General features: G+C 62.4%; 19 protein-coding genes and 1 pseudogene. 13 read left to right on the top strand and 7 right to left on the bottom strand.

The window, feature by feature from the left end; all coding sequences use genetic code 11:
* Positions 1–14: 14 nt before the first annotated feature.
* Positions 15–584, top strand: a pseudogene (locus BJ997_RS16335) (AAA family ATPase); the annotation flags it as partial.
* A gap of 112 nt (positions 585–696) precedes the next feature.
* Entirely contained in the window at positions 697–1287 is a 591-nt protein-coding gene (locus BJ997_RS16340) for a recombinase family protein (protein WP_035835647.1), read from the top strand.
* A gap of 3 nt (positions 1288–1290) precedes the next feature.
* On the opposite strand, the gene BJ997_RS16345 is transcribed toward BJ997_RS16340, so the two are convergent.
* Entirely contained in the window at positions 1291–4833 is a 3543-nt protein-coding gene (locus BJ997_RS16345; protein WP_035835648.1) for an SIR2 family protein, read from the bottom strand.
* 360 nt (positions 4834–5193) lie between these two features.
* On the opposite strand from BJ997_RS16345, the gene BJ997_RS16350 reads away from it, so the two are divergent.
* The 3 genes from BJ997_RS16350 to BJ997_RS16360 all read left to right on the top strand — a co-directional run bounded on the left by BJ997_RS16350 (position 5194) and on the right by BJ997_RS16360 (position 6987).
* On the top strand, positions 5194–5727 hold the full coding sequence (locus BJ997_RS16350) for a DUF1643 domain-containing protein (RefSeq protein ID WP_052542013.1): 534 nt from the start codon (positions 5194–5196) through the stop codon (positions 5725–5727).
* Between the two features lie 119 nt (positions 5728–5846).
* Positions 5847–6278, top strand: coding sequence for an Abi family protein (locus BJ997_RS16355; protein WP_052542014.1), 432 nt, complete (start codon positions 5847–5849; stop codon positions 6276–6278).
* Between the two features lie 88 nt (positions 6279–6366).
* The gene (locus BJ997_RS16360) at positions 6367–6987 is read left to right on the top strand and encodes an Abi family protein (RefSeq protein ID WP_052542015.1); all 621 of its coding nucleotides are present in this window, start codon (positions 6367–6369) and stop codon (positions 6985–6987) included.
* Positions 6988–7040: 53 nt separating this feature from the next.
* Here BJ997_RS16360 and BJ997_RS16365 read toward each other — a convergent pair whose 3' ends face one another.
* The 5 genes from BJ997_RS16365 to BJ997_RS16385 all read right to left on the bottom strand — a co-directional run bounded on the left by BJ997_RS16365 (position 7041) and on the right by BJ997_RS16385 (position 14554).
* Positions 7041–8036, bottom strand: coding sequence for a hypothetical protein (locus BJ997_RS16365; RefSeq protein ID WP_152602092.1), 996 nt, complete (start codon positions 8034–8036; stop codon positions 7041–7043).
* Between the two features lie 171 nt (positions 8037–8207).
* Positions 8208–11282, bottom strand: a complete 3075-nt coding sequence (locus BJ997_RS16370; protein WP_152602093.1) for a hypothetical protein — start codon at positions 11280–11282, stop codon at positions 8208–8210.
* An 871-nt stretch (positions 11283–12153) separates the two neighbouring features.
* The gene (locus BJ997_RS16375) at positions 12154–13080 is read right to left on the bottom strand and encodes a carbohydrate kinase family protein (RefSeq protein WP_338080929.1); all 927 of its coding nucleotides are present in this window, start codon (positions 13078–13080) and stop codon (positions 12154–12156) included.
* 60 nt (positions 13081–13140) lie between these two features.
* Positions 13141–13443 carry a putative quinol monooxygenase gene (locus tag BJ997_RS16380; RefSeq protein WP_035835650.1) on the bottom strand — a complete coding sequence of 101 codons (303 nt, stop codon included), beginning with the start codon at positions 13441–13443 and terminating at the stop codon, positions 13141–13143.
* 22 nt (positions 13444–13465) lie between these two features.
* Positions 13466–14554, bottom strand: coding sequence for a LacI family DNA-binding transcriptional regulator (locus BJ997_RS16385; RefSeq protein WP_035835651.1), 1089 nt, complete (start codon positions 14552–14554; stop codon positions 13466–13468).
* Positions 14555–14757: 203 nt separating this feature from the next.
* Here BJ997_RS16385 and BJ997_RS16390 point away from each other — a divergent pair, with 203 nt between their 5' ends.
* From BJ997_RS16390 to BJ997_RS16400, 3 genes are all read left to right on the top strand, one after another.
* Complete coding sequence (locus BJ997_RS16390; RefSeq protein WP_052542017.1) at positions 14758–15774, top strand: substrate-binding domain-containing protein; 1017 nt, start codon at positions 14758–14760, stop codon at positions 15772–15774.
* Positions 15775–16004: 230 nt separating this feature from the next.
* Complete coding sequence (locus tag BJ997_RS16395; RefSeq protein WP_052542018.1) at positions 16005–16994, top strand: ABC transporter permease; 990 nt, start codon at positions 16005–16007, stop codon at positions 16992–16994.
* Positions 16991–17767, top strand: a complete 777-nt coding sequence (locus tag BJ997_RS16400) for an ATP-binding cassette domain-containing protein (protein WP_035835652.1) — start codon at positions 16991–16993, stop codon at positions 17765–17767. The genes BJ997_RS16395 and BJ997_RS16400 overlap by 4 nt, the downstream gene beginning before the upstream one ends.
* Positions 17768–17831: 64 nt before the next feature.
* Here the strand turns inward: BJ997_RS16400 and BJ997_RS16405 are convergent, their stop codons facing one another.
* Positions 17832–18836 carry a TolB family protein gene (locus tag BJ997_RS16405; protein ID WP_052542019.1) on the bottom strand — a complete coding sequence of 335 codons (1005 nt, stop codon included), beginning with the start codon at positions 18834–18836 and terminating at the stop codon, positions 17832–17834.
* 361 nt (positions 18837–19197) lie between these two features.
* Here BJ997_RS16405 and BJ997_RS16410 point away from each other — a divergent pair, with 361 nt between their 5' ends.
* Genes BJ997_RS16410 through BJ997_RS16430 form a run of 5 tightly spaced genes read left to right on the top strand, consistent with a single transcriptional unit; the run spans position 19198 to position 25407 of the window.
* Positions 19198–20766, top strand: coding sequence for a sugar transferase (locus BJ997_RS16410; RefSeq protein WP_236628836.1), 1569 nt, complete (start codon positions 19198–19200; stop codon positions 20764–20766).
* Positions 20766–21416: an acyltransferase gene (locus tag BJ997_RS16415; protein ID WP_084141086.1), complete on the top strand. Its 651-nt coding sequence runs from the start codon at positions 20766–20768 to the stop codon at positions 21414–21416. The genes BJ997_RS16410 and BJ997_RS16415 overlap by 1 nt, the downstream gene beginning before the upstream one ends.
* A complete protein-coding gene (locus tag BJ997_RS16420; protein ID WP_084141087.1) occupies positions 21413–22828 on the top strand; it encodes a glycosyltransferase family 4 protein in 1416 nt (471 codons plus the stop codon). Before BJ997_RS16415 ends, BJ997_RS16420 begins: the two co-directional genes overlap by 4 nt.
* Positions 22829–22834: 6 nt before the next feature.
* The gene (gene asnB, locus BJ997_RS16425) at positions 22835–24721 is read left to right on the top strand and encodes an asparagine synthase (glutamine-hydrolyzing) (protein ID WP_035835654.1); all 1887 of its coding nucleotides are present in this window, start codon (positions 22835–22837) and stop codon (positions 24719–24721) included.
* A gap of 5 nt (positions 24722–24726) precedes the next feature.
* Positions 24727–25407 (top strand): hypothetical protein, encoded by a 681-nt coding sequence (locus tag BJ997_RS16430; RefSeq protein ID WP_152602095.1) that lies wholly within the window; start codon positions 24727–24729, stop codon positions 25405–25407.
* The last annotated feature ends 1 nt before the right edge of the window (position 25408 follow it).

Raw genomic sequence — 25408 nt, forward strand, 5'->3', positions numbered from 1 at the left:
CTGGACTACCGCTACCATCAAGCGCCACTCGCCAAAAGACACTGATGAGTGACATTGACTACTGGCAAAGCAAAGTTGGCATCTGCGTCGAACAACACCAGCACACCGTCGGAAAGCTCGCCGGAATGCGACCCAGCAATTCGTTCACCAAATGGGTCGACCTCCTCATCATCGACGAAGCCGAACGACTCACCCCAACAGCCCTGGAGTTACTAAGGGACCACCACGATCGCACTCACCTCGCGATAATCCTGATTGGCATGCCCGGAATCGACCTACGCTTCCGGCACTACCCCCAGCTCTACAGCCGTCTCGGCTTCTCCCACCACTACCGCGCCCTCGGCCGCGACGAACTCATTTTCGTTCTCGACCGACACTGGACCCGGCTAGGCAAAACCCTCGACCCGGAAGACTTCACCGACGCGCAAGCCATCGCCGCGATCGAACGCATCACCCGCGGCAACTTCCGACTCCTTGAGCGACTTTTCCCACAAATAGCCCGAGTGCTCAAAATAAACCAGCTCGAAGCCATCACGGACGACGTCATCGAAGCCGCCGCAAGCATTCTCGTCATCGGCACCTGACGACATATAGCGAGCAAGAACCGCCGCCAAAAAGCGACCAAGTCCACAAGAAGCACGTCAATCAGGGTCAGTGTCCGGTATTATTGGACATAAGCGACGGGGGATCTTAGACATGACTGAACACAAAGGGCAAGTGGTTGGCTACGTGCGCGTCAGCACCGCTGACCAGAACGAAGCGCGGCAGGTTGAAGCGCTCGGCCCGGTGGACAAGATGTTCTCCGAGAAAGTTTCGGGCAAGAACACCCACGACCGAGCCCAGCTCCAAGAGATGCTCACCTACGTGCGCGATGGCGACCGGGTTCGGGTGAAGTCACCGGACCGCCTCGCACGTTCAACGACTGACCTCCTCGCGCTTGTCGAACAGCTCAAGGCGAAGGGTGTCGCGCTGGAGTTCGTCGACAACCCGGCGCTAAATTCAGATACCCCTCAGGGCGAGTTCATGCTCACTGTTCTCGCCGCCATTGCTCAGCTTGAACGCAAGACCATCCGCGAGCGACAGGCAGAGGGCATCGCCATCGCCAAGCGAGATGGGAAATACGAGAAGGCTCCGAAGCTCACGCTGGAGCATATCGCTGAAGCCCGCGCGAGGGTCGATGCCGGCGTGCCGAAGGCTCTGGTGGCTAGGAACCTCGGGGTATCACGACAGACCCTCTACGCCGCCCTGAGCGGCTCAGGGAAGTATGCTGCGTTGGCGGCAGTCTAGGGACTAGAGCCCGAGCCACTGACTTGCGTGGTGAATTCCAATTCCGAGTGCAGCCTCAACGAGCTCCCGCAGCACCACCGGGTCCGCCCCAGCGTCCTTCAACCTTCCGACCAGTGCTCCAAGTTCGTGGACAACGTGCCAGCCTGGATCTGAGGTCACAATCGTTCGCCGCTGGACGACGCCTGCAATTAGGTCTGCATTTGCCCTAATGAACTCCTCGGGCAGATCATCGAAGTTGGTCTTTGATCCGAGCGGGCCAGGAATGGCATCGGTTAAGGTCAAGGCGTCCGCGGCGGCAGGACCGCATCTGAGAGCCAGATCCCCCCACGCCGTCTTTTCGGAGCTGGACAGAGATCCTGGTACGAGTTGTGTTCGCCCTCGGAGGATCTCACGTAACCAGGCGTTCCACACCCGCATGCTTTCGGCCGAATCCAGCTCAGAAAGTGCATAGGCGAGAGCCTCAAAGAAGCTTGCGAGGCCAGCGACTTCTCCGGCGGCTAGGAAGTCGATGAGCGCAGGTTTGTCGACAGAGGTTGCTGAAGACTGCGTGGCGATCGCTGCGAGAAGTTGCCAATACTGCTCTTCCACGCGGCTGTCAATCGCGCCGTGAGCGAGGGTGCTGGCATTAAGCAGCAGCTCCCAGAATCCGTCATCGAGCATACGGTCGTCGAGTCGAGGATGATAGAGAAAGCTCGTCCAAGCTTGATTCGCATGTGCCGCGTTTACGCTGTCGAAACCGGGGAAGACTTCTTGTTTCGTGTACTCCGGATCTGCTGCATAGAGAAAATACACCTCTCCGGCGATCATTGCGAGGGGGCCCTCACCTGCCGCAGACGTTGTCCCGAGCATGGTGGACAGTGCTTCGCGCTCATTATCTGAGAGGCAGCTCCAATCGTCCCTCGACACGCGCCACCTGAGCCGTATCCGGTTTACCCAATATTGCGCAATTAGGCCTGGCCACGTATTCAGCCCTATGGATGTCCAGTCGTCAGTATCTGGCTGTTCGAACGCATCAACATTCTGGTCCCAGACAAGTCTGCAAAGTCGGTCCAGCCGATCTAGTTCGTACGGAGGGCGCGAGTCGATTTTCTGGTCTACAGCCCCCAGCGCGAACTCGGCGATAGCCCGAGCGAGGTCGCTGTTGTCGCTGAGGCGTTCGACGCTACCTGTAGCCGTTGCAAGTTGAGTGTCACTGAGCGTGCCGCTCGCCCACCCACGCAGGACTGCGGACGCGATGTCGGTCGCACGGTCGCCGGCCGGCACTCCAAGCAGATCCGCGCCAAGATCCGGATGCTTCTCAACTACCAAACGAACCAACGACAAGGCATCGTCCCAGTCTGGCTGGCCGAATTCCCGCTCACTGTAGTCGCGATCAAGCAATGCGCTCATTGCGGCCGTCGCTCCCGAAGCCCTGATCAGGTTAACGAAGTCGTCCACTTCGAAGGGGAGGGTGCCACCCCAGACACCTGAGGTCATGAAACGATCAAGGTCTGGGTGTGGCCGGATGCCCATGTCCGGTTCCTCCACCAGGATCGCCTCGAGAGCCACCTGAAGTTCAGGCCAGTCAGTGACGGAACGCGTCAACCATTCAAGAATGTCGAAAATGCCACGTCGTCGAAATCTCTCAGCATTTGGCAAGTCGACAGGCGGCGCGCCTTCGAGGACGCGATTGAGAATTTGCTCGCGGTGTTTGCTGTCCAGTCCGGGGCTGGCCTTGGCGAGAAATCTAAAAATTTCGTGTTTGGCTTGGCGGTCGAAAAGCGAGACGGCGGACAACAGTATGTCCGCCTTGTCGTTGCTCTCCGTTTGCGCGTCTTCTGTCAGCGCATGAACCGCGAGCCGCCGGAAAATCGGGAAGGGATCCCTTAGCCAACGATTCACGATAGAGGTGTCGGAGGTTCCGAGCAGCACACTCACATCACGGAGGCCATCGATTAGCGCGCTTTCGAAATCGCGCCCATCGTCTTGCGTGTGAGGCTCTATTGCTGATCGGCGGAAGGACCAGCTGTCCCAAGTGGAATCGGGTTTGAAACATTCCAGAAGGTCATAACCGTCTCGGAGCGCCTGTTCCAACACCTGCAGAACATTCACCGCGCCTGCTTCGAAGTCGGTGCGTGCAGCATCCAGCATCACCTTGACATCGCTTTCATTACCGGACCAGGCAATTTTGGCATCAATGATGGGCGGCGCGTCGGCGTCGGGCGATGCGAGCCATGAACGGGCTTCGGCGAGCACGAGCCGCGGAAGAACCGCTCGGCGCAAGAACGGCATTACTGATGCACTGCCCAACGGCGCCGCCTGGGCAATCATCCAGCTCTGCTCGGGCTCGATTGCATCCGTCCGCAACGCCGCCGAAAATATCGTCGCAACCCGGACAGAGAGAGCTGGGTTGGATTGCCGGAGGTCGTACGTGCCATAGGACAGTGCCTGCATGAGGACCTGGTTTGCTACTGGCCCCAAACGAGCAATCGTCCCAAGCGCAAGCTCGACGGAAGATTCGTTGAGAAGGTAGTTCCCAGCGAACCAGTTTGCGAGCTGCCTCGACGAATCCGAAGTGAGGCTGCCAGCGGCGAACAGGTCAGAGAATGAACGCTGTTGCTCAGCCCAGGAAAGCCAGTCCCGACCTGTAGCTTCATCAGCGAACGCTCGCACGCCCACCGGCGTAGTGATCGCACTACGCAGGTAGTCCTCATCGACAGGAGTCTTCGGCAGACCACCACCGACGATAGATTTCACCCGCGACCGGTGATCGAGATGTCCCATTGCCAGCCGGTCGGACCATGCGTCCAGGACCTGCGGCAGAGCCTCATGGTCGTTATCAGCTGGATACTGAACCGGCGTGATGTGAAGATCTATCCACTTGTGGTGTTCTCCGATGTCGGTCAGTACAAAGCGCTTTGTGGTCGGGGGCAGGCCGCGAGCGATGTACTTCATCACAGTGTCGTCGTGTGAGTATCCGATGAACAACACCACACGATTCAGGAAAAGTTCCTGCACAAACCTCCGCGCCCATCCATCAGTCAGGTAAGCGCGCCCAAAGTCACCATCAGTGAGCACCAGCTCATTTGCGGGTCGTAGAACGGTCCCGTGAAGGTGCACGATTCCGGAGAATTCACGGGCGAGCGGAACGGCTGGCCCGTTGAAACGATCGCCCAGGTCGATTCCTGCCGCGGTAGCGGCATACGTAAGATGCTCGTCGAAATTGGTGGTGACGAGCCGGGTCGACGCTGTATTGCTGACGAGTCGGACGATCGCGGTATGGGTCTTGTTGTGCAAAGACGCGGGTGATCCAAGAATTCCTTTCGCCTGCTCTCGGGCAATCGGGGCGCGATCGATGAGCCTACCGAGGTAGGCATCAGCCGACATTGTCTCTTCGCTGAATGTCTCCCCGTGAAGCTCTGCAACTTGGGAAGCGAGCCCGTTGAACAAAGGCAGGTTGGAGGGGGCGTTTCGTGAGACACCGGCGCCCACGAACAGCACGAGAGAACCGTCTAGAGAAGAGGCCACTAGTTCCTCGGGAACGTCGACGTCCGCAGTAAATCTCATGTGCTCATAATCACACCATTCCGCTTGGGAAATTTGACAGGGTTAGCGGAGTGGCCGTACGGATGGGGAATACGGTTGCCGATGGTCGCGACACACTAGCGGCCACCTAGGTGTCGCACAATGGGCCATCGAGGACGCTTCGGCGGAGGCAAATCACGCGCCCATTCGATCCCCAACGACGTCCAGATCACTGTCTGGGACCCGGCTGGCACCGGACGTGTGCCGAGTACGGACGTGGCTTCGTGCCTGAGGCGATGGCGACCGTAGAAGGAATGAAGATCGCGTTTGTCTGCGCCAAGCACGGCGTTCACAGCCTCGTGGACCCGTTCGAGGACGCGCGTTAGTGGGAGACTACGAGCCATGACTGACTATTCCCCGGGACAGACGCCCACGTTCTGGGACCCCAACCCCAGTGCGATGACATACAGATTCTTGCTGGGATGCACGACTCATGCTTCGCTGACCGATCCCCCGCTCGTCGCCATCGGGATGAACCCCTCCCGTGCCGACGAGCACGCTTCGGACAAGACGGTCAATCGGATCATCGAAGCGAGCGTTGATCACGGCTTCCCGGGGTGGATCATGCTCAACCTGTATCCGGAGCGAGAGACGTCACCGGGGGATCTCTCAGACTTCGACCCCGCACTTTCGGCAGCGAACTGCGCTGCAATCGAACGGGTCATCGTCGCTTACAGAGTCTCCGAAGTCCTCGGCGCCTGGGGGAATCCCAACTCGACGATACGTCTCGCTAAGGCCGACGTACTCGCAACGCTGACACGGCTCGGAGTGCGGGTCTTCTACCTCGACGACCTCACTGCCGCAAATGAACCACGGCATCCGACTCCACGTACAGGCCGGCTACCCATGGCAGGACCGAAGCGCTATCTGACCTGATGGAGGTCGTCATCTTGGCGCGTCGTTGATCTGTGTTATGGTCAAATCACTACATCCCCCACGCCTCTCCTTGGAAGCGCACTTGGGGGATTTTCTTTGCCCGGACATAAGGAGCACTGATGCGTCGACCGCCTCGAGAGCCGCGGCCGCGCGGCACTCTTCACTACGACAAATCAGCTCTGGGCCTCGACGAATTAGTCGATCGGCTGTCCGAACGCGGCCTGCTGATTCCAGATCCGGACCGGGCCTCACGATATCTGCGGCACATTGGCTACTTCCGTCTCTCGCCTTACACGATCCCATTTCAGCAGGGACAGCCAGATCATCTGTTCCGCGACGGAGCGGCATTCGATGACGTACTGGATCTTTACATCTTTGACCGCGCACTGCGGCTTCTCGTCATGGACGCATTAGAGCGTGTCGAGGTCGCAGTTCGCGCGGCGCTCACCGATCATATGGCGACGACGTACACAGATCCGCACTGGTACGTCGACCCGTCCCACTTCCGTGATCTCAGAAGGCATGTCCCCTTTACGATTTCAGTGAGATAGCGATTGCTCCATTGCAGACGGTCATGCGCCACTTAGATATGGGCATCTCACTGAAATCGTAAGGGGGAGGCATGTACGACTTCTGGACATGGTTCGTGAGACTTCCGAGAAGAGGCTTTCTAGCACCGCCGAGCGGGTAGGAGTGTCCCTTGATTTTGAAGATGACGAGCTCCTTCTAGACGATCGCGCGGTGGTCCACCGCTCCGCGCTTGAACACTATTTACTGACCTACGGCACCCCTGAACTGCCGCCCTCGTGGCTCATGGTTAAGGCGCTTACTATCGGTCAGCTCAACGGCGCGATCGACAACTTGCGGCTGCGTTCGGACAAGAGCGCGATAGCAGCCCGCATCGGCCTGACCGAGCCGGTGCTCCTGTCATGGATGCGAACGTATGTGCGCGTCCGAAATATTTGCGCACATCATGGTCGCCTATGGAACGTTGGAATCGGTGTCAACCCTGCGATCCCGAACTCAAGTTCGATCTCCTGGCTGAAGGATGACCATGCCCTGCCTGCGCGCTCGGAAAAGCGCCTTTACCTGGTGCTGGTGTCTCTCCAAGCAGTCCTCGACGTAGTATCACCACGCAGCACCTGGGCACAGCGCCTGCATGACCTCGTGAGCGCGCGTCCAGCTATGAACCTGGCAAGTATGGGCATTCCCAAGACGTGGACGGACGATGAATTTTGGGCTCGACATCTCGCCAAATAGGAGAGTCGGTCGTAAGCCCACCTGCACTGCGCGAGATCCCCGCAACAGTCAACTCACACCAGACGCCAGGTCTCGCAGTCAAGCAAGTGGAGCACGGCTTGCGGGTTGCCGACCAGCTGGACGAGTCCGCGCAACTTTGCGGGATACGCGCTGGGTTCCGTGTGAAAATTCGCTTCCTCGAAGGCTGCACTGATTCTGTCGCGCAGCTCCAACGGCAAATGTGTGGACGCGTCCGTTTCTATTCTCTGTGCTTCCACGGCGAGAGCTGAAGGCATACGTCGCAGACGTTCTACGGCTGTCTTTGGAAACGGCGCGGGCCTCGAAGCCGCGTCAAGCAGCCGTTCAGTGCCCTCAACCACCCACGGGTCACTCAGAGGTACTTCTAGGGGTATCCGGATCCGCTGGACCACGTGTAACGCATCGATCTCAACTGCAAGGGAGATGCTTGAGGGGTCCTCGTGTGTATTCACGTAGCGGAACGTGTTCACTCCCACACCGCACACGTCGGCCAAGTGAGCATCGCCCACGAAGTCAGTCGGTTCCTCTTGCACTCCGAACTCGATAACGCAGTCCGGGCTGAGCCGCACTCGGTAGAGGTAGAACTGTTCAGCTGATCCGTCTTGGTTTCGCATTCGCCTGAACATATTCTCTACCGCGGCCTCATATGTACCGATGTGGAGCGCCTTCGCCCTCTGCCGTTCTGCCCATCGTCCGAGACCCCCGCCCCCACTACCCAGCTGCTCCATGCGCTTCTTGGTTACGTCTGACAGCAATGCAGTTGGGTCGAAGTCCCTGTTCGGCCAATCGGCGTGGGTCGTCGAGTGATACCAGTATTGTTTGCGCACCAGCGAATCATCATGCGCTGCATCCTCTTGTGCGACCCAGAAGTTGGGGTGATCCTCGCTCTGGCAGTCGGTGCCGCAGCACGGGCAGCCGACGAGCGCCCGATCGAAGCGTTCCAGCCACTCGGCGTTGACGCTCCACTCAAGGCGACAGGACCCACACCGCATTCTGCGGGGTCTTGCAAAGTCGATTTCTCTCTCGATCACAGTTCGAGCATGACATGCGCCGCCTACGACCAAGATCCTGGGCCCAAGCTCTCGTCATCGATATTTCGTACACCCACGTGCGTTCAGCAGTCGTCGTCAGTTGCGCAACCCGCCGCTAACCGTGAGGGGCACGTTCGACGATCGGGAGGCCTAAGGCGGAAGTGATCGCCTTTAAGTAGGAACGTCGGGGTCCGTGTCATACGCGACCGCGCGGAGTGCGGCCGGCACGCCGCCTGTTTCACTAGCCAAGGCCGAACGAGTTGCCCGAGCTGCGGTCGCGATGTATCCCACGAGCGGGTCCTCGTCCTCGACGAGGGCGTCCATGACGCCAACCGGCGCGTCGGGGTTCATCGCGACCAGAAGGGCAAGGTCGATGCTCCTTCCCGCGAGTGCGGCCAGAACCTCGGGTGGCGTCACACCGTTGAATGCGACTGCTTGTCGCACTTCCGCGTCCGTATCGTCGGCGAGAAGAGCGAGGGTCAACGCAGGCGTATTCGGGTTGGCAGCGACGGCGCGTCTCACCCGCGCGCTACCCCGCTCGCCACCGAGAAGGCAAAGGATGTCCGGGGGCGTGCGGCGGTCGAGGGCGACGTGCACCCTCACTTCGGCGCGCGTGCTTGCGGCCATTTCCTCGAGCTTTGCTCTGCTCGTGGGTGACACCGGGTGTGCTTGGTCCCAGGCGGCCGTGGCCTTCTCGCGGTACTCCGCGGTCGTCGCGGGATTTCTGAACGCAGCTGTCCGCACGGCCCGGTCGTCATCGACGAGCAGGTCACCCAGCACAGAAGCATCAAGCCGCGGGCATTCCGCGGCTCGTGCCCGCACTGTGGGTTCGTCGTCGAACGCCAAGACAACTACCAGGGCTAGGTCTAGGCTCTCGTTGCCCGCCGCGGCCGCCCGCACCTGATGAACCGAATCGGCAGCCAGTGTTGAAAGCATCTCAGATGGCGTCCGGGAATTCCCCGCGACGACGCTGCGCACGTACTCGTCGGCACTCCTGGCGAGACGCACCAGGGTCCGAGTGCCCGTGCGTTCGTGTTCGGCTGCGATTCGGCGGAGGTCTGGGTCACGAACGCGGCTCTTGGAGAGTCGCTCAAGTGAGTCTTCAAACAGTTCGTCCGTCAGCTCGAGGTCAGCACGTGTTGCGACGGTTCTGAGCACATCGAGCAACTCCTCGTCGGTGATGGTCTTGAGGAGGGTCTCGGCAGTGGGGGCCGCGAGTGCGACAGGCGCTCTCGGGTTTGCGACAACCGCTAGGCGGACAGACAGGTCCTGATCTTCAGCCAGGCCAACGAGCGTCTCGAAGGGCGTTGCCGCGTTTCCCGCCACTGCTACGCGCACTCGAGCATCTCGGTCGCGGGCGAGGAGCCTCGCGGCTGCAGAGGGGACTTTACTCGAGGCTGCGAGCCGTTCGCGAGGCTCGAAGGACTTCGTTGAACGCATCCGTGGCAAAAGAAGAGCGAGATCTTCTGCAGGCAGAGCGGAGTTCTCGATAAGACCCACGAGCACGTCGCCAGATTTCGTTCCCGCAAGGTCGCGGAGATGGGCAAGAGGCGTCGAGGGGTGAGATGCGACAAGCTCCAGGGTCTGCTTGTCGAACTCGCCAGGGGTGCGGCTGCGAACCCAGGACGGCGGGTTGTCCCCCTCCGTCCGGAACCGGATGCGCTCCTTCCGAGAGGCCGCAAGCTCACCGAGCAGACCACCGAAGAGATCGTCTGGAACGTCGACACTGCGCTGAAGCGCCGACCAGCGAATCTCGGGATCGGCATCAGCGAGAAGCGCGGCCAGCGCTGAGGACTCCATGACGGGCAGGTCCACAGCGACTATCTGTCTCACCCAGTCCGGGCGGTCCCTACGGATGAGGTCCATCTTCACGATGTCGGGGATTCCCACCATTAGCGCGTCGGGAATAGCGGTCGACCGCTTCATTTGCCCTGCCCAGTAATCACTGGCCATCGGGAGAGGAATGCGAGATCTAATGCCCGACGTGGCACCCCTCGTGAGAGCCAGGAACTGCCAAAGCCATCGCCTGTCGATCGCCCCGTCATCGCGGTCCTGCAAGATCCGTACGACGGCGCGCCCTGAACCGCGGGGCTGGACAAGGTCATCGCCGGTCACCGATTCGATGGGCAGGTGCTCCGGTGAGAAACTCATGATGACAGGTGCCGCCCCCAACGACTTGGGTTGAGCTTTGGGCGTCCGGGGATTGGCCGTCGCCACACGTCGGACGACGCTGCTTCGATCTTGGGCCAGCGCTGTCAGCACGTCCGTTGGCGCGCTTTCATTACCCGCTACGCCCTCGCGGACTGATGCGTATCTGTCCCGCGCTAGCTCCCGCATCGTCGCCTCGGGGAGCGTCGCGTTCCGCCCGATACGAAAGCGGATGCCCGAATCAACGTGCCTTGCCAATTCAATGAGCATGTATTGCGGTGTGTTCTTGTTATCCGCGAGGATCTGGATTCTGCGATGCTGCGTGACTGGGGCGTGGATACCCATCTGCTGACCGTCAGCTGCCTTGAGAAATCCCTGTCGCAGCGTGGGCAGCAGCTCATCAGGGTCTCCGCCGAGGAGTATCTCTAGCCCCCACGTCTTCGTCAGGCCCTGTCTGGGTAGCCAGACTCCGACAGTCCGGATGCGCAGGGAGTCGTCACAGTCGAGCATGACGTAGCCGAGGAGTTGACGGAGGAAGTCGCGCAGCTTCGGAACTGTGAGGTCCGCGTACGCCTTGCTGTCGATGAGTACGTCCCCGATGATCCAATCGGCATCCGCGCCACCGACGAGCATCGAACCCGTGAACACTGGGTTCGGCTCGAAACGCTCACCACTGGCTATCTGCATACGCCATTGGTCTACCTGAGCGCCGTTTGACTCCATCATCGAGCGGAGATCTTCCAAGGAGGGCGTATCGAGGTTGTCCGCGAACTCCCGGCCGTCGGCGGCCAGATCGCACGCTTTCCCGACCGACCCGTTGAGCACTTTTTTCATGTCGCGATGCATCTGTTCGCAGTGGGCGAGCAAAAGCGCCGCACGGTCCAGGTCGGCGTTGCTGGAGGGACTCTCGAGGATCTGCACGGCCACGTCGAACACCTCCGAGATGATCTTCGCCCGGTGGGAGCCGTTCTCGACTTCATCTTGGTGCATGTACAGCTCTGCAACGCCCGTAGCTGCAGCCGAGTTATGAGCATCGAATCCCCCCAACGCGATGCGCACACGGAAGTCGATGGCCGTTCCCGCCCGTGCAACATCCACCCCAGAGAGGGGTAAAAGGATCGCCCTTTTCGCCGCGAGCTCGACAAGGCCCAGCGTTTCGGCCGCCGCTTGCCTCCCGTCTTTTCCGCCCCTATCCGTTGACAAGACCGGTGAGATCCCGTCGATGTACGCGCGTATAGGCGAACCAGAATCCCCTAATTCATCCGTGAGGCTCACGAGTCACGACCGGGGGACTGCAGTCGCTCAAGAATGCCTAGCGAGCGTGCCATTCCAGGGGCGCCCTGGGCCATCGATGTAGACATAGACCAACGCTAACGTGCTCCTTCTAGCGAGGAGGGTGACCTGCTCGGATGAGAATCGGGTGCCGCGGCCGTTATCGTCACCACGTTCAACCGGCGGCACTGCGAAGTGGCGGGGACGCGTGTCCAATGACTAGCTCAACCCCGATGCTCGAAGGACGCAACCGCATGCGCTGCCGGGGCCTCTCAGCGAACTTCCGCCCCCCTCCTCGCGACGAAAAGTGTTGCGCCAGACCGACTGCGCGCCCCAAGACTTTCACCGAACCCCGCATCTATTCCGCAGATTCAGTGATAGGCAACGAAAGCAGATGACATAAGAAAGTACCCTTGATCTGGGTAAATCAAAGAAGCTGATAGCCCGCAGAAACCCCTGATAGAGCGATACTCTTACTCGAAAGGTCACCGGATCGACGCCGGTCGGGGCCACCACAGCCACTCCCTAGTTTCCCAGGGCGTGGCCTTTTTTATGCCCCGCGTCCCCGACCCCGCACCCCGCACCCCCGTGGCGAATTCAGGAAATCCTGCTCGCTCGGCTCGCGCCCCGGCGCTGTGTCGGGGAAGACCGCCACGTGCACACGTCGATTTCGTGAAGGCGCCACTGGGCGCGCGGGTCAGACGGGGCGGAGCTCGGCGAGAACGGGCGGATTCGCTCCCGTGCGGGAGACCGTGATCGCGGCGCAGGCGGCGGCGAAGGCCCCGAGGCGCTCCAGTTCGGCTCGGTCCAGGGCGCTGCCGTCGCGGATGGCGGATGGCGCGACACCGTCCGCCAGCAGTTCCGCCAGGCGGTGAATGACGGCGCTCATGAACGAGTCGCCGGCGCCGATGGTGTCGGCGACGGTCACCCGCACGCCAGGTTCGCTGACGCGGTCGGTCGCGGTGGCCAGGATGGCCCCGTCGCCGCCGCGAGTGATGATGACGAGGGCCGGGCCGAGATCGAGCAGGCGATCCAGAACCTGGTCAAGGGTCAGCTCACCGTAGAGCCACTCGGCGTCTTCGTCACTGAGCTTCACTATGGTCGCGAGCCCGGCCAGGTCCTCGACGACCCGTCGTGCGGCCTCGACGGAGCCCAACAGCGATGGCCGAATGTTGGGGTCGAAGGTCACGATGGCGTCCTCCCCCGCTTCCGATAGCAGTCGGCGCACATCGGCTGCGCCGGGCGCCAGGAATGCGGCTATGGAACCGGTGTGTAGCACCCCCACCTCGGGGAGCGTGCCTATGGAGTCCAGCGACCAGCGAATATCGAACTGGTAGGTCGCGGCCCCCGTGGCATCGAGAACTGCTTTCGCCGTCGACTGGGGCTCGTCGACCATCGAGCCGGCAAATATTCGCGCCCCGGATTCCTCCACGTGGCATGCAATCTCGGCACCCCGCGCATCCGACCCGATGCGTGTGACGAGTGCTACCGCATGGCCGAGCCGGGCGAGGCCGATGGCGACATTCATAGGCGAACCGCCCGCATACTCGGCGGCGCCGTCGTCCGTTTCGACGATGTCTGTCAGGGCTTCACCGATGACGATGATTTCGGGCGTGGTCTTCACGAGGCTCAATTCAGTGTGTGTGTTGTCAACGGATGGTCTGACTGTCGGGCCGGCACGGGGCTACAGAGAGATGCTGACCGGGGCAAGCATTGTGAGAGTCGAGCCACCTCCTTCAACGAGGTCGGTCAGCGCCCGGTTGAAGACTGCCCCGGCCGGCGCTGCCAGGTGAGCCTCGAAGGCGGCTGGGTCTCGATAGAGCTCATAGACGAAAATGCTGGCGGGATGCGCCTCCACGGAGTGCGCGTCGAAGCGGATGTTGCCGGGCTCGGCACGAACGACGCCAGCGAATTCGTCAATGAGGGTGCGCACCCGCTCGAGGTTTCCGGGGGTGGCGGTAAATTCTGCATACAGGGCAACGGTCATTGGCGCGGCTCATTCTCGGGGTCTAGGCGGTTCGGAGGTCGGCTACGGATTCCCGCAGGACCAGGTTCATGGGCAGCTCAGCTGAGCCGGCGTCGGTGGCGGCCGAGATCTGGCCGATCAGGTTCTCCACGGCAACCCGGGCCATTTCCTCGATGGGAACGTTCACGACGGTGATGCTTGGCGTGATGATGGACGCCCACGGCGCATCATCGAACCCGACGAGCGAGAGGGCTCGTCCGATCAGGAGGCCGCGGGCCTTCGCAACCTTCAGCACCGCGAGGGACATGTTCCCGTTCGAGGCCAGCAGAGCCGTGGGGGCGTCTTCGGCGTCCAGAATGGATCCGACAGCTGAGTACGCCGAGACGTCGGCGTCGCCGGTGAAACGCACCCAGTCCGGATTCACGGGAAGGCCCGCAGCGGCCATGGCGCTGTAGTACCCCTCGATTCGGTCATGGATGGACGAGATGAGGCCCAGCGGCTGGTGAGCGGTCTCGCCCTCGACGTTGGCTGTGAAGACAACGAGGCCGATCTTCGTGTGGCCGTTCGCGATGAAGTGAGCAACGGCATCCACGGCGCCCTGTCGATTGGCGCCAGTGACGCTCGACAGTCCGAGCGGCGCGAGAGTCCTGTCGAGAAGGACAATCGGTCGCCCCTGCAGATTTCTCGGGTTCAGGAAGTCCAAATCGGTGACGGAGCTCGACACGACGATGAGCCCGTCGACCTGCTTCTCCAGCATGACTCGGATGGCGGTGCGCTCCGCCTGGAGCTCTTCGTTGGTGTTCGACACGAGCACCTGATAGCCATAGGCGCGGGCGGAGTCGATGACGACCCGCATCGCAGTATCGAAGACGCTCAGTCCGATTTCTGCGATGACCAGGCCAAGAGTCAAGGTCTTTCCAGCCCGCATGGACCGAGCGATGACATTCGGAACGTAGCCCAATCGAGCCGCCGCGGCCAAGACGATCGTTCGGGTTTCAGCCTTGACCGTCCCGTAATCCCCCAGCACCCGCGAAGCCGTGGCTCGCGAGACGGCCGCCAACTGCGCCACATCATTGATCGTCGCAGGGGCTTCGAGAGTAGGCAGCAGGGCGTCGTTACCCGATTGTTTCATTTGAGAGGTCCTCGTTGTTTGACAGCGTCGTTCAATAATGTAATCATCATATCCATCATCAGTGAGATCGTTCTCAACAATTTCTGAGATCGTTCTCAACACCCGGTGTGATCTACAACATCCCCTTCAATCACAAGGAAGCGATGAAGAGGCCGGTCCGCAGGGATCTGCCCCCATGTGCGCTCAAAGGAGAGTAAACCCGAATGAACAGCTTCACCAGGACCGCCGGCGCTGTCGCCGTTGCCGCCACACTCGTGCTCGGCGCCTCCGCCTGCAGCACAGAAACCACCCCGGCCTCCACGACGACCGCCGACGGAGCCGCGGGACTCACCATCGCCTTCGTCATGGGCGCCGAAGCCGACCCGTTCTTCAAAGCGATGAAGGTCGGCGCCGACGCCGAAATCGCTGCCAAGGGCGACACGCTCATCTGGCAGGGTGACCCTTCCGTCTACTCCCCCGCCACACAGATTCCGATCGTTGACCAGGTGCTGGCACAGAAGCCCGACTGCCTCGTTCTGATCCCGACCGACCCCGATGCCCTCCAGGCCTCCGTCACGAAGGCGACCGCGGCCGGCATTCCCGTGGTGAACGTCGACACCCACGTGACCGACCTCTCCGACGTGGTCTCCTTCATCACCGGTGACAACACGCAGGGTGGCGCCGCCGCCGCAGACGCGATGGCCACGGCCATCGGTTACACGGATGGCGGCTCGTACGAGGTCGTCGTCGGACTGACCTCCGAAACGGCCACCACGAACGTCTCCCGTCTCGAGGGCTTCCAGGAACAGGTTGCCGCGAAGTACCCGGGCATCGAAATCGTCGACACCGCCTACAGCCAGTCACAGGCTGCGACCGCGAACAGTAACGTGAGCAACTGGCTGACCAAGTACCCCGACCTCGCGGGCATCTTCGCCATCGACGGCACCAACGCCACCGGTGCATCCTCGGCACTTCAGGCCAAGGGCCTCACCGGCAAAGTCGCGCTCGTCGGCTACGACGCCTACAAGGACAACGTGGACCTGCTGACCGAGGGCGTCTTCACCGCCCTCGTTGCACAGGACCCGGCCACCGAGGCCAAGCAGGCCATCGACACGTGCCACCAGTACATCGAGAGCGGCAACAGCAAGGACGGCATCACTGCCGAAGTCACCCTGCCGAACATCGTTCTTGACAAGTCCACCTCTACAGCGGACCTGGCCAAGTACACCTACGTTCAGTAGCTGGGACCGACCGGCGTCGTCCGCAGCTCGACGACGGTAAGCCCGCAATCCCGCACAGTTCCGCCGGCGCCTCGTTCTGTGAGGCGCCGGCGGGAGCACTATTCCTTGGAGCGAGTGCGACGCCGGGGATACTATTTTCTTCAGTAAAAACAAGCGTCCCCGGACGCGAAGGGCGAATCGTGGCACAACTAGGAATGTTACCGACGGGGCTGACACAAGTAATCACTCCCGTGCAGCCGCGCACCACGCGCATCAAGGATCTCCTGATCAACCAGCAGACGATTCTCTTTCTGGTCCTCGTCGCGATGGTCATCGTCTTCACGGTCCTGGACCCGATCTTCTTCTCAGTGGGGGTATTCGGCAATATCTTCCTCGACTGGGGGCCCATCATCCTGATCGCCATTGCTGAGACCTTCGTCGTGATCTCCGGTGGAATCGACCTCTCGGTGGGTGCCAACCTCGGCTTCTCCGGTGTCATCGCGGCCTACGCCATGCAGGCGCTCACCGGTGCCGGCGTCGGCGATACCCTTGCGATCACGCTCGGCATCCTCGTCGCTGCCGGCACGGGATCAGTCGTCGGCTATGTCAATGCGCTGCTGATCAACCGCGCGAAACTTGTTCCATTTATCGCGACCCTGGCGACTCTCGGCGCCGCCGGCGGCATGTCCATCGTCCTCACGGGCGGCGCCCCCATCGGAAGCGGCCCGTCGAGTGCCATCGCGCTCAGCGTGCCGTGGCTCGGCCCGCTGTCCTGGCCGGGGATCGTCGTCGTCCTGATCGTGATCATCGCGGGCCTCTACCTGCACAAGTCGCGCTTCGGCCGTTACACGTACGCGATCGGCTCGAATTCGTTCGCCGCCCTCGCCGCAGGCATCAACGTCAAATTGCACCTCACTCGCATTTATGTTCTCTCCGGGTTGCTCTCGGGCCTCGCCGGAATGTTCCTCTACATCCGCCTCGGCTCCGGCGCCCCGACCTCGGGAACCGGCAACGAGCTCGTGGCCATCGCCGCGGTCGTCATTGGCGGCGTAGCTCTCGCGGGCGGTGTCGGTCGCATGTCGGGCGTCGTCATCGGCAGCCTGATCCTCGCCGTGGTGCCCAGTGGCCTGATCATCGTCGGCGTAGAGCCGAACTGGAAGCAGGTCGTCATCGCCTTCCTCATCGCCGCGGCAGTTTCGCTGCAGGCGCTGCGCACCTCATCACCCCGGAGAAACAAATGACCACGAACGACACCGCGCCCCTCTACGAAGTCCGCAACATCTCCAAGAGCTACGGCAGCGTCGTCGCCCTCGACGGCGTCAGCCTGTCGGTGCGGGCGGGCGAGGTCATCGGCCTCGTCGGGGACAACGGCGCCGGCAAATCCACGCTCGTCAAGGCGCTCTCGGGAGCCCACCTGCCAGACACCGGAGACATCCTGCTCGACGGTGAGGAACGCCGTTGGAAGAGCCCCCACGACGCCCTTGAGGCCGGAATCGAGACACTCTACCAAGACTCGAGTCTTGCCCCGGATCTGTCCGTTTCCTCCAATGTGTTCCTGGGCCGCGAGATCGTCAAGCCGGGCATTCTTGGCAAGCTGGGTTTCCTCGCGCAAGCGAAAATGGATTCGGAGGCACACGCGGACCTTGAGCGCGTCGGAATCGCGGTTCCGGCCTCCAACCGTCCGGTTGCGCAGCTTTCAGGCGGTCAACGTCAGGCAGTCGCCATCGGCCGCGCCGTGTCGTGGGCCCGCAAGGTCATCATCCTCGACGAGCCAACCAACCACCTCGGGGCCCGTCAGGCCAAGGAGGTACTGGAGGTCATCCGTGCGGCGAAGGCGAAGGGGCTCGGTGTTATTTTCATCTCACATACCCTGCCCCATATCCTCGAGGTGACCGACCGCATAGTCGTGCTGCGCCTCGGCAAGGTCGTTTGCGACGCCCCCACGAGCGACTTCGACGTCGACACTCTGCTTGGAACGATCACCGGCCTGATCATCAGGCCGCCAGGCGAATAATTCGTCTCCGACGATGGCACATGCCCGTGCGGGCGTGTGCCATCGGTGTGACCAGCGGATGCCGCTACTCGCGCACTACTGACGGCGACCATCCATGCTCAATCTCCAGCCGGGCGTCCGCTGAGCCATCGACGGGCGCCGACCAGATGTCACTGTCCCCTATCGAATCCGCTCGCACGATTCCGTAGAGAATCGTGGAGTTGTCGAGCCACTCCACCTGATCGTCGATGTTGCGAGCGTCGGGCAGCAGGGTCTCCTCATTCGTGGCCAGGTCGAGCACCGCAATATTCCACAGCGGCGCGGTCGTCCCGGACATGTTCTTCTTGTACGCGATTCGGGTGCCGTCCGGCGACACGGATGGGCACTCGGCCCCCTCGCTGATGGCGGTGAGCGTTGCGGCGGCCCGATTGCCCCGCACGAGCCAGGTCTGGCCTTCCGACGCCGCCGTGGCGTAGAACACGTTGGGGTCGCTCGTGAAGGTGACACCCCACAGGTTGCGGTCGGCGGCGGTTACCGCAACCCCACCCACCGACAGCGCGAAGGTCTCGAGATTGACCGACTCCGGCCCGCCGATCTCGGCGATGACCGTGGCAATCGAGAATCCCACGGTGGCATACGCCTCCGCAGTGATGAACGCGCTGAAGGCCACGAGGGTGCCGTCCGCGTTGATCCGCGCGCGGCTCGGAACCCCGGGCAACGGCCAGGACCGCACGAGCTGTCCAGCCTGATCAAGCAAATCGGCGGTAAATGTCGTGTGGTCGTTACGGTTCAGACGCAGGCAGATCTCAGAAGCATCCGCTGCGTACACGCGCTCGCACGATACGTCGCTGAGCTTGCGCGGTCCGCCGCTGTCCGCCCACGGCACGGCGGCGATCAGGCCATAGTCCGAGCCGAGCTCCGTATGGCGAAAGACAATCCGTGACCCTTCGATCGGAATTGTCCGGGTGCCGACAGGCGCCTCCGCGAGCGCTGCCGGACCGGTGCGGACTGCCGTCGACGACCAACCGGCATAGGCAAATGCGCTGCCTAACGCCGTCAGGGCAACCACACCGATCAGAACTGTGCTCACTCGGCGCACGGGCCAGCTCTTCCCTTCGTGTCGATGAAGCGCCGGTTAGGGAGCGCTGCGACCCGGCTGGGGCCGAGCCTAGCGTGACAAGAATGCTGGTGGGGCGCCATTCTGCCCCCCTAACTGGCTGCAGCGATGCGCGTTTGAACCGATGTATTGTCTCGATGTGCCTAGATGAGGATGAATCACATACCCGAATGTGGTCCCCTCAAGCGATCGTTGCCAAGGCATATCCGCCATGTGACCTGTAACCCCTAGATGCAGGGAATGAAACCGTGAATGTGTCCGCATTGGGTCGACTGCGCCGTCGCACCCGCCTTGCCCATCCGCCCCGATCGGGCTCCTATTCAGTGGCCGCACGATGAGCGAACCCACGTCAGACATGCGGCCCTCCTCCTCCATGGGATCGGCCACCACCTCCGGCCCGCGCGGCCGTTTGAGCCTGGTGGGGCTCCCCAGCACCGGTTCGCCGATGGCAGTGGACTCCCCCGCCTCCGGCGCAGTGTGGGCTCGCCGCTACCGCGCGAGGCTCCTCGCGAGTGATGCGCTCGTCGTGACGGCGGCGCTCACCATCGCCCTGTTCGCCCGCTTCGGCATAGATGGTGCCTCGACGCCGATCGGGCCGCTGCACACCGAGTACTGGGTCATTTCCGCTGTGATCGGTGCGACCTGGCTCACCAGCCTCGGCGCGCTTCGCACACGGGATAGTCGCGTCATTGGTATGGGCGTCACCGAATACAAGCGCGTCTTCAACGCGAGTGCCATCACGTTCGGCCTGCTGGCCATCACCTTTCTGATATTTCAGGTCGATATCGCCCGCAGCTACTTCATCCTGGCCTTCCCGCTCGGTGCGGTAGTCCTGACCCTGGAACGGTGGCTGTGGCGCAAGTGGCTGAGCAAGCAACGGAGGTTCGGCCACTACCTGTCGCGTGTGCTCGTCGTGGGACAGCGCGACGACGTGGAATACGTCATCACTCAAATCAGTGGAGAATCAGCGGTTGCCTACTATGTCGTCGGTGCCGTACTGGACGACGCCGACAGCACCGTTCGCGTGTCCGGGATGGACGCCGGCGACCATGTCGTTCCCGTCCTGGCCGACTTCGACAACGTGGCCGATACTGTGGGAGCCCTCGGTGTCAATATCGTCATCGTCGCCGGCCAGCCGAGCGGCGGGGCGCCATTTATCCGGAGTCTCGGCTGGGAGCTGGAGAACACTGCGGCCGAACTCGTACTGTCGAGCCGACTGACCGACGTGGCCGGTCCTCGCATCCACTTTCGCCCCGTTGAGGGCCTACCTCTCATTCATGTGGAGATCCCGCGCTTTGATGGATTCAAGCACGCATTGAAGCGTGGCCTCGATCTGACGACGGCCGCCTGCGCCCTCGTGGTGTTGTCTCCGTGCCTTCTGTTGGTCGCGGCCCTGATCCGCCTCGACAGCCCTGGGCCGGTGCTGTTCCGCCAGGAACGATGTGGACGCGGCGGAGAAACCTTCCGCATGGTCAAATTTCGCTCGATGGTGCCCAACGCCGAAGACAACTTGACGGGCCTCCTCGACCAGAACGAAGCCTCCGGAACGCTCTTCAAGATTCGCAATGATCCGCGCATCACCCGCATCGGCGGCTTCCTGCGCAAGCACTCCATCGACGAGTTGCCACAGCTGTGGAACATCCTCGTGGGTGACATGAGCCTCGTCGGGCCGCGGCCTTCTCTGCCGCAGGAAGTGCAGAAATACGAGACCCACGTACATCGTCGGCTTTATATCAAACCCGGCCTCACCGGCATGTGGCAGATCAACGGTCGCTCGGATCTCAGTTGGGAAGAAAGCGTTCGCCTCGACCTCTATTACGTCGAGAACTGGTCCCTGGCCGGCGATCTCATGATCATCTGGCGCACCATCAAAGTCGTCATTCACCCCGTAGGAGCGTACTGATGAACACCACCCCGGTTTCCGTCCCAGCCGCCCCGTCCGATTCCACGCCGACGATCGATGCCCCCGCGCGGATCGCCGTCACCGCAGACATCGACGCGCGCGCCGTCATCGGCGTGAACAGCCAGATCTGGCACCTCGCCCAGGTCAGGGAACATGCGCGAGTAGGCCCGGGCTGCATCGTGGGGCGAGGCGCCTATATCGGCCCGGGCGTCATCCTCGGGCGCAACTGCAAGGTGCAGAACTATGCGCTCGTCTACGAACCGGCCGTGCTCGAGGACGGGGTCTTCGTGGGCCCCGCGGTGGTCTTCACGAACGACGTCTTTCCCCGTGCCATCAATGTGGATGGCACACGCAAGACCGCCGATGACTGGCCCATGGTGGGTGTGATCGTTCGCACGGGCGCCTCAATCGGTGCCCGCGCCGTCTGCATTGCTCCCGTCACGATCGGCCGCTGGTCCATGGTGGCCGCCGGCTCTGTGGTCACCAAGGACGTTGCGGAATTCGCCCTCGTGGCCGGAGTGCCTGCCCGGCGCATCGGCTGGGTGGGGCGCAGCGGCGTTGCCCTGCAAGAAGCCGGAGACGGGCAGTTCGTGTGCCCGGCTACCGGTGAAAAGTACACCGAGACGGAAGGGAATCTGACGCTCTCATGACACGCCAGACGCGCCTGAAATCAACCGACAAGCCCCCCACCCCCGGCACACGCGTTCTCATCATCGTGCAGAACCTGCCCGTTCCGCTGGATCGTCGGGTCTGGCTCGAATGCCAGGCCCTGCGCGCCCAGGGGTACTCGGTGTCCGTGATCTGCCCGAAAGGTCCTGGTGACCCCGCCAGACAGATCATCGACGACATCGCCATCTACAAGTACCGGCCAGCGCCTGAGGCCAAGGGCGCCCTCGGTTTCGCGATCGAATTCGCTCTCTGCTGGATCCGCACCGCCGCGCTCTCCCTCACGGTTCGTCGTGAGCGCGGCTTCGACGTGATCCAGGCGTGCAACCCACCCGACACGTACTGGCTTCTGGGACTCCTGTGGCGACACTTCGGGGTACGCTTCATTTTCGACCACCACGACCTCAACCCAGAGCTCTTTCTATCTCGCTTCGGACGGCCGCGCGGTCTTGCCGCGCGATTTCAGTACAAGACTCTGCTGTGGCTTGAGCGCATGACCTTTCGGGTGGCCGACCATGTCATCTCAACAAACAATTCGTATCGGGCCATCGCCATCCGTCGTGGTCGACTGAGCCCCGACCAGGTCACGGTCGTTCGCAGCGGCCCGGACACCCGGGTGATGCGGCCGATCCAGCCGTTCGGCGACGTCGCCCAGATGCAAGAATCACTCCTGGTCTACCTCGGCATCATGGGCCCGCAGGATAACGTCAACCAGGTTCTGGAGGTCGTGAGCGAGCTCGTGCACAAGCGGGGGCGAACGGATGTCCGTGCCGTGCTGATGGGGTTCGGTGATTGCCTCGAGGCGCTGAAAGCGCAATCCATCGCCATGGGCCTCCAGCGCCACGTGCACTTCACGGGCCGGGTTGGCCCCGAGACGATCGCCAATTTCCTGAGCGCGGCGGACGTCGGCCTGGGCCCGGACGAGAAAACTCCCCTGAACGACCTGTCCACGATGAACAAGACGATGGAGTACATGGCGTACGCCCTGCCCTCGGTGTCGTTCGACCTCACCGAGACGCGCGTGTCGGGTGGGGACAGTGCCGTCTATGTTCCCTCCGGCGACATCCCAGCCTTCGCGGATGCCGTGGAACTGCTGCTCGACAACCCCACGGCTCGTGCCGACCTCGGCCGGGCCGCCCGCAGCAGGGTGGTCAGCGAGCTTGACTGGCAGCATCAGGCGCAGGCGTACGTGGGCGTTTTCGACACCGTTCTCGGCCGCAGGCAGACCGCCGCTCGTACCGCGGCCTGGCCGTTCGCCATGATCGAAGTTCCCGCCAACGATGCACGCATCGATCTCCAGAACGCCAGTGCGTACGAGCACTTCCTGCTGACCCGAGGTCGTCGAATCCAGGTGCCCGACACCGCCGAATTCATCACACTGACCACGAAAGCCTAACGATATATGTGCGGAATTGCCGGCATTCAACGCTTCGACGGTGCTCCCGTCGACAGCGGCGTTCTCGGTGCGATGGCGCGAACCCTCGCGCATCGGGGCCCCGACGGCCACGGATTCTGGCAGGTAGGGCCCACCGGCTTCGCGCACACTCGCCTGTCGATCATCGACCTGAGCGGCTCGAGCCAGCCCATGCGGAGTGTCGACGCGCGCTGGGTACTCACCTTCAACGGAGAGATTTTCAATTACCGACAGCTGCGGGCGGGCCTCAGCTATCCGTTCCGCACCGACGGAGACACCGAGGTTATCCTCGCCGGGGTCAGCCAGCATGGAATCGGCTGGATCGACAAACTCGTGGGGCAGTTCGCGTTCGCCCTGCACGACACCGTGACAGGAACGACGCACCTCGTTCGTGACCGGCTCGGCGTTCTGCCCCTGTACTACACGCGAACCGCCGAACAGCTGCTTTTCGCCTCGGAGATCAAGGCCCTGCTCGCGGCCCTCCCCACCGCACCGGGGGTCGACCTGCTCAGCCTCGATGCCTACCTGGCCGCACGCTCCGTGCCTTCCCCCAGCACCCTGTTCGAGGGAGTGTCTAAGCTACCTCCGGCTCACCGAGCCGAGCTCACCAGCACGGGCACGCTCACCATCATCCGCTACTGGCAGCCGCCGGAAGCAGACCCGCGGGGGATGTGGACCGATGCCGCGGCGATCGATGCCGTCGACGCGGCGGTCACCGAGGCCGTCGACTCGGCCTTGGTCGCCGATGTGCCCGTGGGCGCCTACCTGAGTGGTGGAGTCGACAGCAGCCTCATCGTGGCGAAAATCGCCGCGCTGCGACCGGAACACCGGGTGCAGACCTTCGCCGCAGGCTTCGGCGACGCGCGCACCGACGAACTGCCGTGGGCCCGCCGGGTGAGCGAGCACGTGGGTACAGACCACCACGAGGTGCAGGTCGACTCGAGCGACTTCGAATCGCTCTGGCCGAGACTCACCTGGCACCGGGACGCCCCCATCTCCGAGCCGGCCGACATCGCGGTCTACCGCCTCGCGCAGGCGGCCGGGGAATCAGTGCGTGTCATCCTGTCCGGCGAGGGCGGGGACGAACTCTTCGCCGGGTACCCGAAGTACCGCGCCGCGCGAGCGGTGGCCGCTTCGGCTCTGCTCCCTGCCGGGCTCCGGTCCAAGGTAGTCGACTCTCTCGAAAGACGGATGCCCGCCCGCCTGTCGCGGGCACGCATAGCCCTGCGCGCGGCTGGCGCCGCCACCCGCGAGGAACAGTACCGCACGTGGTTCGCCCCCTTTACCCAACCCGAACGCACCGGCATGTTGGGAACGCTTCCCGCGAGACCGGCTCGTGCGACGGGCGGAACCGGGACTGACGTGATCCGCAACATGCTGCTCGGCGACCTGGACGGCTGGCTGCCCGACAACCTGCTTGAGCGGGGTGACCGCATGTCGATGGCGGCATCCCTGGAACTCCGCCCGCCCCTGCTCGACCACCGGCTCGTCGAACTCGCTTTTCGGCTGCCATCGTCACTCAAGGTGCGAAACGGCACCACCAAATGGGTGCTCAAGGAGGTGGCCCGCCGCTACCTACCCGCAGAGGTCGTGGACCGGCGTAAGGTCGGCTTCCGCGTGCCCCTGGACCAGTGGTTTCGAAGCGGGCTGCGCGACTCGATGTGGGACCGACTAACCGGCACGGATTCCTTCGTGGCCAACACCTTCGACCGCAAGGCCGTGCGCGACCTCCTCGAACGCCACGAAAGCGGAAGGTTCAGCGAGGAGAACCGCATCTGGACCCTGATGTGCCTCGAGGTCTGGCACGAAACATTCTTTGGCGCTCGGACATCACCGACGCCCGAACTGGAAACACACGTGGGGATTGATCAGTGAATTTCATGGAACTTCCGAAAATCATCGCGCGACGCTGGGCAGTGACCCTGATGGGGGTTCTCATCACCACCGGCCTGTGTCTCATTCTGGTGTGGAGCGTGCCCATCTCCTACAGCGCGAGAACAAGCATCGTGCTCTTGCCGCCCGTCACTGTGGTCGCGGATGGCGGGAATCCCTACCTGTACCTCGGAGGATTGGGGCAGGCCCTCGATGTGCTGACCCGCAAACTCAATGCAGATGAGTTCCGGGCTCCGATCGAGGAAACAAAATCTGGGATGACGTACTCGGCCTACGCTGACACGACGACAAGCGGCCCGATTCTCATCATTGAAGGCACCGGACCGACCGCTGCCGCGGCCCTCGACGAGATGAACGCTGCCGTGAGCGCAGTTCCTTCTGCTCTCGAAGATCTTCAAGGCAGCCTGTCTATCCCTGACAAGGCTCGAATAACGCTCGCGGCAGTTGCAGTGGACACGAAGCCGAAGGCAGATCTCAAGAACCGCATTCAGGCGGTCGGCGCGGTCGGGGCGCTCGGGATCGTACTCACGCTGATGGCAGCGGCCTATCGGGACGGCGTGCTGGCGACACGTCGAGCGCGAGCGCTCGAGGCGGATGCCAACCCCCCTGCTTCCGGGGCGGAACCGCACCGGGAACCGGAGAGCCAACCGGCTGTTCTCGGCCGCTGAC

The organism is Cryobacterium roopkundense (assembly GCF_014200405.1).
In the GTDB taxonomy this organism is placed as follows: Bacteria; Actinomycetota; Actinomycetes; order Actinomycetales; family Microbacteriaceae; genus Cryobacterium; species Cryobacterium roopkundense.